Origin of the sequence: Citrobacter sp. MNAZ 1397 (assembly GCF_023613995.1) — a bacterium.
GTDB classification, from domain to species: domain Bacteria; phylum Pseudomonadota; class Gammaproteobacteria; order Enterobacterales; family Enterobacteriaceae; genus Phytobacter; species Phytobacter ursingii.
This window is the reverse complement of sequence record NZ_JAKIVH010000001.1, coordinates 455,207-467,541: the sequence shown is the minus strand read 5'-3', so window position 1 is coordinate 467,541 and position 12,335 is coordinate 455,207. Positions and strand designations below refer to the sequence as shown.

General features: G+C 41.7%; 10 protein-coding genes and 1 pseudogene. 10 read left to right on the top strand and 1 reads right to left on the bottom strand.

What is annotated here, in order from left to right; genetic code table 11:
- Positions 1–265 precede the first annotated feature (265 nt).
- Together L2097_RS01975 and L2097_RS01970 are read left to right on the top strand one after the other, a co-directional pair.
- Positions 266–1,042 (top strand): isocitrate lyase/PEP mutase family protein, encoded by a 777-nt coding sequence (locus L2097_RS01975; protein WP_502799301.1) that lies wholly within the window; start codon positions 266–268, stop codon positions 1,040–1,042.
- Positions 1,026–2,084 carry a bifunctional transcriptional activator/DNA repair enzyme AdaA gene (locus L2097_RS01970; protein ID WP_250352023.1) on the top strand — a complete coding sequence of 353 codons (1,059 nt, stop codon included), beginning with the start codon at positions 1,026–1,028 and terminating at the stop codon, positions 2,082–2,084. Before L2097_RS01975 ends, L2097_RS01970 begins: the two co-directional genes overlap by 17 nt.
- A gap of 13 nt (positions 2,085–2,097) precedes the next feature.
- Here the strand turns inward: L2097_RS01970 and L2097_RS25735 are convergent.
- A pseudogene (locus L2097_RS25735) lies at positions 2,098–2,277 on the bottom strand (YkgJ family cysteine cluster protein); the annotation flags it as partial.
- Between the two features lie 354 nt (positions 2,278–2,631).
- On the opposite strand from L2097_RS25735, the gene L2097_RS01965 reads away from it, so the two are divergent.
- The 8 genes from L2097_RS01965 (at position 2,632) to L2097_RS01930 (ending at position 12,192) form a co-directional block, all read left to right on the top strand.
- The gene (locus L2097_RS01965; RefSeq protein WP_250352022.1) at positions 2,632–4,083 is read left to right on the top strand and encodes an ATP-dependent nuclease; all 1,452 of its coding nucleotides are present in this window, start codon (positions 2,632–2,634) and stop codon (positions 4,081–4,083) included.
- Positions 4,080–4,949: an HNH endonuclease gene (locus L2097_RS01960; protein WP_250352021.1), complete on the top strand. Its 870-nt coding sequence runs from the start codon at positions 4,080–4,082 to the stop codon at positions 4,947–4,949. Before L2097_RS01965 ends, L2097_RS01960 begins: the two co-directional genes overlap by 4 nt.
- 570 nt (positions 4,950–5,519) lie before the next feature.
- The gene (locus tag L2097_RS01955) at positions 5,520–7,436 is read left to right on the top strand and encodes a recombinase family protein (RefSeq protein ID WP_250352020.1); all 1,917 of its coding nucleotides are present in this window, start codon (positions 5,520–5,522) and stop codon (positions 7,434–7,436) included.
- A 258-nt stretch (positions 7,437–7,694) separates the two neighbouring features.
- Complete coding sequence (locus tag L2097_RS01950; RefSeq protein WP_250352019.1) at positions 7,695–8,459, top strand: lysozyme inhibitor LprI family protein; 765 nt, start codon at positions 7,695–7,697, stop codon at positions 8,457–8,459.
- Positions 8,449–8,817 (top strand): hypothetical protein, encoded by a 369-nt coding sequence (locus L2097_RS01945; RefSeq protein ID WP_250352018.1) that lies wholly within the window; start codon positions 8,449–8,451, stop codon positions 8,815–8,817. Before L2097_RS01950 ends, L2097_RS01945 begins: the two co-directional genes overlap by 11 nt.
- Complete coding sequence (locus tag L2097_RS01940) at positions 8,801–9,397, top strand: hypothetical protein (RefSeq protein WP_250352017.1); 597 nt, start codon at positions 8,801–8,803, stop codon at positions 9,395–9,397. The genes L2097_RS01945 and L2097_RS01940 overlap by 17 nt, the downstream gene beginning before the upstream one ends.
- A 593-nt stretch (positions 9,398–9,990) precedes the next feature.
- A complete protein-coding gene (locus L2097_RS01935) occupies positions 9,991–10,743 on the top strand; it encodes an OB-fold protein (RefSeq protein ID WP_250352016.1) in 753 nt (250 codons plus the stop codon).
- Between the two features lie 333 nt (positions 10,744–11,076).
- On the top strand, positions 11,077–12,192 hold the full coding sequence (locus L2097_RS01930; RefSeq protein WP_250352015.1) for an HNH endonuclease signature motif containing protein: 1,116 nt from the start codon (positions 11,077–11,079) through the stop codon (positions 12,190–12,192).
- Positions 12,193–12,335 lie beyond the last annotated feature (143 nt).

Here is a 12,335-nt window from a genome sequence, read left to right as displayed (position 1 = left end):
TTTCAGCTATCAAGAAAAGTCTCATTTTTGATTGCAAAATTACGATCTACTGCACATTTCATCCCCCGAATTCCCTTTTTTGCTGAACAAAGCTGACCTCATTTTTGCGTCATATTCAGCCCCCATCAGCAGGGTAATATCGGTGAAATAGTGTTCCGCTGTGGTGAGCAAAAAAGAGGCTGAAAAATACCTGTCTGTTTTTCGGTTGTTGCGGGTGATGCCTTATCGATACCGTTAAGACGCCACTTAACAGAGGAATGTGATGATGAATTTTGCCCTATTACACCAACAAGAAGAGCCGTTACTGATTGCAAATGTCTGGGATGTATCCAGCGCCAGAGCCGCGCAGACCGCAGGTTACAAGGCCATTGGCACCTCAAGTGCCGCCATTGCTGCGATGTATGGCTACGCCGATGGCGACGGCATCAGCTTTGCAGAACTCCGCCACCTGGTCGTCCGTTTGCGGGCGTGCTGCTCCCTGCCGCTGACCGTTGATATGGAATACGGTTATGGCGACAGTCACCACCAGATCATTGAGAACCTGCTCGATCTGGCTGAACTCGGTGTGATAGGCGTTAACCTGGAAGACAGCCGCGTTCAGCAAGGAAAGCGTGTGTTGCAGGATTCTGCTGAATTTGCCTCACTACTGAACGCCATTCGCCAGCGCATTGCTGACGAAAAGTGCAGTCTGTTTATTAATGCCCGTACCGACACTTTCCTGCTGGGTGTCGATAACGCGCTGCCTGAAACGCTGGCTCGCGGCAAGCTGTATGCGCAAAGCGGAGCCGATGGTCTGTTTGTACCCTGTATGACGCAACCGACGGATATTTCAGCCATTGCCGCAGCCATTCCCGTACCGCTCAACGTCATGTGTATGCCAACGTTGCCGGGCTTTGCGGAGCTGAAAGCACTGAGCGCGAAGCGTATTTCGATGGGTGATTTACTCCATCAGACAGCACAAAGCGGCATACAAGCACTGTTTGCTGATATTGTAAAAGCTCACTCTTTTGACGCGGTATTTGCCCATGCAGCAACACGATGAATCGACCTGTGATATCTGGTACCAGGCGCTGCTGGCTCGGGCAACGGATTATGCGGGGGTCTTTTTTGTCGGCGTAAAGACGACCGGCGTGTTTTGTATTTCGACCTGCCGGGCACGTAAGCCAAAGCGCGAGAACGTCATGTTTTACTCGGATTTCTCCGCCGCGCTGGCCGCCGGTTTCCGCCCGTGTAAAGTCTGCCGCCCGACGGAGAACGCCTTTACCGCACCGCCAGCCGTCGAGCGGGCGCTGGCATTACTGCGGAATTCGGGCAGCGTCAAAGTCAGCGATGCGCAGCTACGCGAGCGCAATATTAGCCCAGAGGCCATCCGCCGCTGGTTTATCAAAAACCACGGCATGACCTTCCAGGCGTACCAGCGCATGCTGCGGGTAAACACAGCGATGCAGGAGCTGAAATCAGGCCGTAAGGCTATCGAGACCGCCTACGACAGTGGCTATGATTCATTGAGTGGCTTTGGCTATACCTTTAAAAAGCTGACCGGCCACGCCCCCACGCATCGCGCACAGATTATTGTTATTCAGCGCTTCACCACCCCACTCGGCCCGATGTTCGTGTGCGCGACGGAAAACGGCGTCTGCCTGCTGGAATTTGTCGACCGACGGGCGTTGGAAACCGAGTTCAGCGACATTCAGCGTCTGTTTTCTGCGCGGATCATCGCCGGAGAGAATGAATATACCCGGCAGGCAGTAAAGGAAATAGGTGAATATTTTGCCGGTGAGCGCCAGAGATTTACCCTGACACTGGACGCACCGGGTACCGCCTTTCAGCAGCAGGTCTGGCAGGCCCTGCGTGAGGTGGGGTATGCCAGGGTAAGTCATTACGGCAGGATTGCTGAGCAGACGGGTAATTCGAAAGCCGTGCGTGCAGTGGCCAGCGCCACCGGTGCTAATCGTATTGCGATTGTGATTCCCTGCCACCGGATCCTCGGCAAGGACGGTGCAATGACGGGCTACGGCGGCGGTATTGCGCGCAAAAAATGGTTACTGGAACACGAAGCGAAATATCAGCATAGCGCTGAATAGCTTCCGAATAGCGTTAAGGTGCGGTCGCAGCTTCCAGGTTAATCAGGAAGGTCATGGCCGCGTCCCGATCGCTAAAACACATCCCGGCGCTCGGTTGCAGACTGGCGCAGACGGTTGGGCGCAGCGGGGAATTGAAGATTTTACACTTATAGTCGTCCGCAAGCTGTACACAACGCGTGTTGGCCGGCTTGCCTAATATGCAATTATTCACATTATTAAATTTATCCCTATGCCTCTAATTACAACGCAACACTGAATTTAACCTTACTAACTTGTTATATGCTTTTTTTTTAGATATTGTGTCTTAATGGTTATGCGTATAGACAAATCGATCAAATTCAAAATAGTTTGCTAATAGTTAACCAAGTAAATAATAACCAGAAAATAGTTATATTAGCTTCACACTCATTGCAATTTTTACAAGAATTTTAAAAGAAAAGTTATTATTTTATTATAACCACCACCTTAGTAAACCATTCTTATACATCCTTAAAAGGATAAAATGATGTCATACCTATTAACTATTAATATGTAAAAGGAATATCTAATGTTTAAGGTTAAATACTATAAAACTCAACTATCCACTAAAACTTACCCAATATTCAGTATTTCAACTGACAGTTGGGATGATTATGGAACTGTATGTACATTTCATCTTCGCTATCATAAAAGTATTTCTGATAGCACGGAAATAGGGAAGTTAAAAATATTACAAATAGATAAGGATAGCACAAAACTGCCAGATGAATTTCCTTGTCTAGATACAAATTATATCAGTTTGGGCCAAAGTCTTAACTTCTATAAAAGACTATTACAAACTGTTGGCCGCACCGAGTCAAAAAATGTTTTAGAAGCATTAAATGATATATCTTGGCAGCCTAATAAAAGCGAAAAATTTGAGGGTAAGTCTCAATACAGGAATGCTTTATTCAGAGAAAATAGTGCGCTCAATGCATTTAGATTTGGGAAGTCTATTATTTTGGGTGAGGAGTTCACTGAGGAATTCTCATTCAGATATACTACATCTATAGCAGGTGCAGAAAGCCAATTTAGTATTAATGTAGATTTTGACGAATCAGATCCATTACCAGGAAGGATTGTTGGAATTATTGGTCGCAATGCCGTAGGGAAAACACAATTAATGGCGTCCTTAGCAAAGGATTTAGTACAAGTAGGGAAAGTTTCGCAGAAAACCATAGACGATAAAGACAATAAATTTAATGATAAACGACCAATTTTCAATCGAGTAATAACTGTTTCTTATAGTGCTTTTGATAAATTTATCAGACCTAAAAACCCGCAAGCAAGTTATGTATATTGTGGAATAAGAAATGAAAAAGGTTCATTATCCAAATCCTCACTTATAGAGAATTACAAATCAAACTTTTCAAGAATAATTGAACTTGAAAGAACTGAAGAATGGTTTTTATTCGTTTCTGAAATACTTGAAAATACCAGCACCGAATTAGCTGCCAGACTTAAAGTGGATATTGAAGCAAGCAAAAATGATATCGATCCATTATCTTTTTTAAGCTCGGGTCAATCAATATTAGTTCATTTTGTAACAGCCTTAGTTGCAAGAATACAGGAAAATACATTAGTTTTATTTGACGAACCTGAAACACATTTGCATCCGAATGCTGTAGCTCATTTATTTAACGTATTAAACAAAATGCTCAAGGTTCATAACTCCTTTGCAATTATCGCGACACATTCACCTATAGTAATCCAAGAAATCCCCCGAAAAAGAGTTATACTCCTTACACGTGAGGGCAATAGTACAATATCTACTCCAATGCATTTTGAAACTTTCGGTGAAAATATATCTGAGCTAACTCGACATGTTTTTGATACAGTTTCCATTCCCAACCATTATAAAAAAGTTTTGAAACAACTATCGAAGTCGATGACTTTTGAAGAAATAAATAGCCTGTTTGATGATGGATTAGGGTTCAACGCTAAAGCATATTTATTGGCACAATACGGTGATCGTAAATGAAAAACATGAATCATCCATCAGCCACAACATCATATATTCAAAGGCATAAAGATGTTGTAACTGCCAAGGCTAATACAATTAAAGGCATAGCAAACACAACAAAATCGAATCTTCTTTTACTTGAACAACAAATTAGTGCTAGGTATGCTCTTTTCGAGCAAGCAATTGCCAATAATACTTTGTTCCATCTGAGCGAAGATATAAATCTCATTCGCCATAAAGACGATCTTTTAAGTTGCTACACTGGAAGAACCGCTAAAGTAAAAAAGATATTTAAGACCATTACAGACGCACAGCCTAAACGTTTTTTAAAGCGATGTCCTTATTGCGGCATAACATTGCCAAAAACATATGATCACTATCTTCCAGAGACAAAATTCCCTGAACTTTCTGTTCACGCCTTAAATTTAATCCCATGCTGTGGCACATGCAACCAGACTAAAAATAATGATTGGAAAAATGCCAACCACCGAACATTTCTATACTTCTACACTGATACAATCCCAAACTCAAACTATTTACTAATTAATCTTAACCATAATATAGCAGCTAGTACAGTAAGCGCTATTTTTTCAATTCAAAGGCCTCATAATATTACAAATGCCGTTTGGGATATATTAAAATCTCACTATGATAAACTAGGGTTGATATCATCATACAATGAATATGCTAATGATGAGATAACTGAGGTTTTTAACGTTTGTGTAAACCATCTTCGATATGGGGGAAATCAATTAAGTGACTTTATAAATGGCTTGGTTTCAGAAGAAGAAAATTTGTATGGTCTCAATCATTGGAGAGTTGTTCTGATGAAAGCGTTAGCACGTGATAATCACTTTCATTCTTTTGTTTCGGCAGTGGTTTGATTGGCTGCTACTCAGACCATTTTTGATATTATCAAAAATGGTCTTTATCCAAAATAACAAAAAACAAAATCTAATAAGTTGAGAGACATTCAATTTTTAACCAGTCAAATCACCTACCAATAAAAATAAATCATGGACTACCAAACTTGTGTAAAAAACTAGTTGCAATGATTCCCTTGTAAATAGTTTATCCAGAGAGTCTGCTTTAACCAGAGAAACACGATTACAATAACGTACGTGAGCATCAGTAATACTCAGCTAAAAAAACGATTTCTACAACCTATAGCTGTAAAAAGAAAATTAAGTAAAAACCTATTGTTTGGTGCTAAATTCTGGCTAAAGTGGGTAAAACGAGATACGGTCACACTCCATGTGTTACATTTCTTATACGCCCGTACATCCCAGTTTACCGATGCAACTAAACACGTTAAAAATGTCATTTCATATAACGGAACTCATCCGATATTCGTGTGCCTGCGTAACTTATCATTATTCTCTGTTTTAAACTTGCATTCCTGCTGTTAGCATCAGATCCATCTGATCAACACCATACGAAGGAACTGATAAACCATGAAATCAAAACTGTATTCGTATGTACGCTTTTCATCTGCGAAACAACGGGAAGGAAACTCGCTGGCGCGTCAGCAAGATATCGCGCTAAAAATTGCGACGCGCTTTGATCTCGAACTAGATACAACAGCTTTTCATGATCTGGGTATGTCCGCGTTTAAGGGGAAGAATGCTGATAAAGGAAAGCTGTCAGAGTTCATTAATCAAATTGGAGTTAAAATCCCAGTTGGATCGTGGTTAGTTGTTGAAAACCTTGATCGTCTTAGCCGTGATGACGCCTGGAGCGCTTTAGATCTCTTCAAAAGCATTCTTAGCAAAGGGATAATTGTCGTCACTGGAATGGACGAAAAAATCTATAGATACTCAGACGTAAAAAACAATCCGACCGATTTGCTCATTTCGTTGTTGATGTTCACTCGTGCACACGACGAATCATTAACGAAAAAGAATCGGGTAGAAGCTCAAGCTCGCTCTCTGATAAGAGAAAATCTAGTCAGAGATCCAGGATCGCCAGCAAAAGCTATAGAATCGGTCGGTCAGAATGTTTGGTGGGTAGACACGAAATCAGGCTTTGTTGTCCCCCACCCGACATTATTCGCCGCAGCCCAGAAAATTGTCGAACTCAAACAACATGGTGAAACGCTGCTCGGGATACAGCGATATCTTAACGAACATTATCCCTCCTCAAAAAAGAGGGTTTATAAAGATACAATAGGCCAAGATAAAGCTCCTAAAACAGAAAAATGGGGCAAGCATTTGATTAGGACTTTTTTGAATCCAACCGTTCATGGGCAAAAGGTCTTTACTCTGGATAAGCGGGATGAATTGGGTGCCGTTGTATATGATTCCGAATCAAATGAACCATTGAAAGAAACATTTACTATTCCTAATTACTACCCAGCCCTTATGTCGGAAGTAGAATATCTGACGCTTTTGAAATTAGATCGACATCGCGCCGTCACACGTAGCTCCTCAAAATATCCAGAAGGGAACCCTGAACCAGAAATTCCGCTACTCTCAGGAATCGGTATTCTTTTTTGCGGTAAATGCGGATCTTTTATGTTCAAAGCTGGTTCAACCGTAAACAAGTACCGTTATATATGTGGCTCAAAGATCGTTCAGGGTAAACCTTGCGGTAAGAAAGGGTTTACGTCATACCAGCTAGAACACAGCGTTTTGCAACTAATTTCCGATCACGTTTGGAACAACCACCAAGAGGACAAAACAGCTTGGTACGAATCTGAGATTAAACAGACATCAGAAGTTATTGATAAACTACTGAAACTGGCAACTTTAACGGACAGCCTCGAAGAGTTAGCAGAGCAGATTAATTCGAACAAACATAAAAAAGTAGCGCTTGAAAGAGAATTTCAGCAGTACAAAATCAACCGTTCAGAGATTCAAACTACAGGCTGGGAGCAATTCCGGCATTTCGATGTTCATGACACTAAAAATCCTGACCGTAAGAGGATTAGACTGAAAGTAAAGCAAGCCATTAAACGTATTGATTGTCATGACATTGATGAGCGACATGGTTATTTCGAAGTGACTTTCGCCGACGGAAAAAAACAGAGAATAGTGATTAAGTTCAATCGCAACCGATCACCTGGTGTTTCATATGTTGAAGCACAAACAGTCAACGATCATGACTTACTAAAAATGCAAGGACTTGTGTTGCACTCATTCATTGATGCACTGATTTCGCCTGAAAAATTTACGCAGCATATTAAGGACAAACACGAAGTCAGCATTCTAAACCCGACGTTTATCACCGAGCTTGAAGATGGTACAAACCAAGACAAAGGCAATGGAATGGCTATCAGAGTGAATAACTCTACAAGCAAATCATATGCAACTGTTAACGGTATTAAGTACGATATTAACTCACTGGAAGACTTAGAAAAACTTTCACGCTAAATTACTCCCCCCTTGCCGACCTGACAAGGGGAAACCAACCAACTCCTCCAATGACCATATCCCCGTCTACGTTACATCAGAACAGTCACTGAACCCTTCGAACCTCAATCGATCGGTTTTACAGATCAATTTTACAATATTGATAGATTTTATAGATCGATGTAAGATCATGATTCTTCGCTGGTGTTTCTCGTTAACATGACTCATGGGATGTGTGCTCTGCCCCCGATAGAGTACGATAGAAAGTAGGTATCCAGAATGACAATCCTTATAAAAACTTTAAAAATCATGGCATCAGGCGTTGTTCTCATTTCAGGTATTACTGCCGCCTCCAGTACCGTCTATTTCTTACCAGAGGCAAAATCAGCAGGTGTCGCCAGCAACGACCAAAATGCCCTGATGTTTCTCGGAATGGACAGGGATGTAAATCTGAAAGGGATATGCTTCGCGATGGCAAAGCAATCATCATCGATCATACCGCTGGTAGATATCACTGCTACAACTGATAACGGCAGATTCACGATGCATGGACTACGCCCAAAGAATAACGACGATACGAAGGAATTAGTCTGTTCACTTGGTTCAGAAGCAGGGGATTTCTTGAATGGCATTGCAAAGTCAATCACCGTTAACGTGAAACTAGATTTCAATGGCGAGATCCGCAATTACAGTTTCAACACTACAGAGTTCAGGAAAATACTGACTGCCAATGGTCAAGGAGTGTGGGACAAAGCAGCTAAAGACTACGCTCAGGGAGTTCGCGCACCAATTTTCTATAATAACAACCGCGAAGCAACCAGAAACAATGCAGCAACCTCAAATGTCGATACACACAGTTATAAAGCAAGCGATGAGAAACTAAATTCGGTCTGGAAAAACCTTAGCCCTGAAACTAGAAAACGATTACTCCCTTCCCAAAGAGAATGGATCAAGAAAAAATCCGACTGCCATAACGAACAGATATGCCTTATCGACATGACAAACAATCGCATTCGTGAACTAGAGTCTGAAAATGAGAAATAATGCACTGGCTTTGGTTTTAAAAAATGATTGGGTGACTTCACCTTCGGATCATACCTATAACGGAAAATACATTGTAGGACAATTTCACCTGACAGATATGTTCATCGTTGAATATATGAAACTGAAACATGGAATAGAAATACCTGATTCATGGATCAGTAACTGCTTCACTAATATATCTGATACCGATACACGTAAGGTTATGTATATGGAGGGCTGCGATATGCTATCTAAAGACACAATGAATGAGATCCGTAACGCAGTGAAACATCCGTCTGGCGACGTCAAAATATACCGCCATGGAAATAATATTGTTAAGATAAAACTTACGGAAGTTCATAATGAAATCACGAATTGAATGTTGCATAAAAAAAACAGTCATAACTGTTGCTATCGCCTTAAGTTTTTACGTGTTTCAGGGGATTGCTATAAACCCATGCCAAGCGAAATCAACTGTAGTAAAACCGACCTTAAATGCTGATACTGTTTCTTTACAACAAATCGTGCAATTATCCAGACCGTCTATCATCGATATACTTCCGAGACTTTATACTGCAGAAGAGGTTTATTCACGATTTAAAGAACATGAGTTTCGGGCAACTAACCATTTCAAAAATTGTCGATTAATGGTTACAGGCAAAATAAAAAGTATCGGCACTGTTACATTTAGTAGAAAGCCGTTAGTTACATTGGATATTTCTGATTCGAATGAAGGATTAAAGTTTGCTTTTGAAAATACAGATTATGATAAGGATAAGGTAGCAGCGTTAAACGTGGGAGACACAGTAATTATTGCAGGGTGGAATGCACGTCCTGGAACATTTGAAGGTATTTTTTTAGATGATTCGCAAATCATGACAGATATGATTTCAAAAAAGAAAAAGCAAATGCTAGCTGTAAATGGTGGCGTCTATGATCGGGATATTTGCCAGAAGTAACGTTTGTATATTTTCAAATGCAGGGACGAAATCCCTGCATTACTTGCTAGCAGATTAATTTATTTAATCAATACATGTTCTGTTGTATAGGATTTGATAAAAACAAAACCGACCGATAAGGCGGCTTCGTTCAACCATGAGTAAGGTATCTTCGGCGCTGGGGTTGCCATGAGTCGCAGACTGTATCCAGTTTTGTATCGCAACAAAAGTCCTGAAACCCTACTCGCTGTCAGCCGTCAGCCTTATTGAAGGTCCTGCTACAGGGGCAGTACTTTGACTTGGTGTCGTAGATTAAGATGTAAATGCTGTTGGAGTAGGCACATAAGGTTTGCTCGTTCGCCTTGGTTATCAGCTCCGGATTGTTCATAGTTATGCACCCGACATTGGCACTTAACGCAAAAAAGATAAATCTCACTAACAACATTTAACTTACCATCTCTCAACCTCCATTGAAGTTGGTTTCTGCCACCTTCCTCCAAGCGAGACGTATGTTGGATGCATGTCATAATCTGCAAAAAACAATCGATTCAATTTATTTCGAACGATAAAATCTATTATAAATCACAAAGAAAACTACAAACGGAAAAGTGAAAATGAGAAAAGTTATAGCGTTACCTTTGGTGCTCGCTTCGTTTACTTCAATCACTCAGGGTGCTCAGTCAGGTGAAATCCAGCCATACCCTGATTACCTGGCTGCTTATGTAAAAACGCTTGTTACTGCCGGGTGCGAACAGGCGCTGAAAGGTGATTCTGAGGATGCACTGATAAAGCAGGTAACGCAGGGCATGAAAAAAGGTACACCGAGCTACAACGCTGTGTACAATTCTGTCGTTGAAGGCGCAGATGCTGGCACTGCACTCAAATCGAAAGGGCGGCTGATAACGAAAGATAAGATCGCCATTGATAGTTGTGGTGGGGTCGCAGCCTATATCTCGATGCAACAAGATTTTATGAAAATGGTAGTTGATGAGATGACAACATCAGCACAATCGCAATCTGGCACCGGAAAACCAAAGGCGACATCTTCTGACGAAAGCGTGTATCGGACTACGGCGAAAGAGCTGGTTGAACTTTATAAAGCTAACGAGGTTGCAGCCGATGACAACATTGGTGGTCGTAAGGTGGAAGTGACTGGAACTGTTCAGGACATAACAAAAAATTTCGCGAATGATGTAGTGCTTAAACTTGAAAGTGATAATCGCTTCATGCCAGTCAGCCTGAGTATGGCGGATTCAGAGAAGGCGCAGGCGTCGAAATTGAAAAAGGGGCAGAAGATCATAGTTACTTGCGAAAAGATGCAGTTTTTCATCGGTGCACCGTCTGGCGGTAACTGCACCTTTAACTAATCTGTCATATAGTCTGCCGGGTAAATTCCCGGCATCCTACCCAATCCCCCGCCCGCGAAGGTTCATGAAGTACCCCCTCCCAAATTTCACCAGAAGCAAAATATCATCGGCGTATGTGCAGCACTGTCTGGCGGTTGTTCTTAGTTGATGAGTGTTGCATATGATGTTCCTGAAATATCGTGTCTCATTTGCAGATGCCCGTGTCGTTAATCTTTCCTAGAGTTGCGAAACGTTGCTGCCAATTCTGAAGCATCATTTGCTATTTTCCCTTGTAATACATTAGCGTTTCCTTGATGTTAGCTTCAGGATCAAGAAAAAGGAGGAAGGAAAGAGATGAATCAAAGAACAGTAAATGCTTTGTTATCGAGAGGGTTAGCCAGTGATCTTGCTGAAATCCTTTCAGCAAAGGGATTCACTCTCAGAAAACTACAACTAACCAAGGCTGATACTCTTCTTGGGATGGGGTTATCTAAGAATGACATAAGCAATATTCATGCTGGTGATCGCCCTCCTATACCAGAGGATACATTGTTTAGCGTTCTAAGCAGCAATCGAAGAACTTGCTGCGTCTGCTGGCGGCAAAATAAGCCGATTATTGTGCACCATATTAAGGAGTGGGCAGTCTCTCGTAGTCACTCAAAAGAAAATTTAGCTGTACTTTGTTTGGATTGCCACGACTTAGCTCATACGAAGAAGCAGCTAAGTCAGAATTTAACGGTAGGAGAGCTGAAAAGACACAAAGCTGAGTGGGAGCGTATTGTTGGAGAAGAGAAAAGCCGTACGCTTTTGAACCTTAAACAGTCCGGTTATTCAGCCCGTTGGGATTGGATAAATTGCCGCCGCCTTTTCGAGTTGGTGAATCGTTTAGGTATCAATATCGATATGACGAACGACGTTAATCATCTAAAAGACAAAGGTTTCGTAGATGGAAGAGGCTTCCTAACCGATGATTTGCAATGGGAGCTGGACAAGAGTAGGCGAGATTATTTTCTTGATTTTGGTTACGGATTCTCGGTTGCTAATTATCTTGATGGGCTCCTTGAGGCAGTAATAGGAGAGCTACCTGTGGTTGATATCACTCCTATTCGCAACAAACGACGTGAGGTCAAGGCACTTGTGGAAATGGGGAGCTTCATTTCCATTCAGGCACCTTTCAATTTTACTACTATCACTGACGGTAAACCTGCCTCGAAGGAAATAAAAACAGCTTATTGCCAAGGCTATGGTTTAAGAGTGGAGTTCACATTCCAACCATGGTACTGCACCAGTTGTAGCGCGAAGCATAGTGGTATGGCTGGTCGTCGTGTTCAGACTGTATTTGGTTTCGTGCGTGATATTACTACTACCCATGATGGCGAACTCGTAATCTCTCTTTCTTGTCTGGGCGCTGGTACTGGATTTAAAAGGCATGAACAAAGGGTGATTTCAGATTTTGAAGGTTATTACTAATTTTAGAACCTTTCCTCCCGGCTCCGGAAGTGTATCAATAGGCTATACCCGATAGAGATTGAGACTTAAAGTCTCAATAGAGTTTTATTTAACTCTATTGATAATATAATCACGTAATGTATCATATGGGTAATATTTTTATA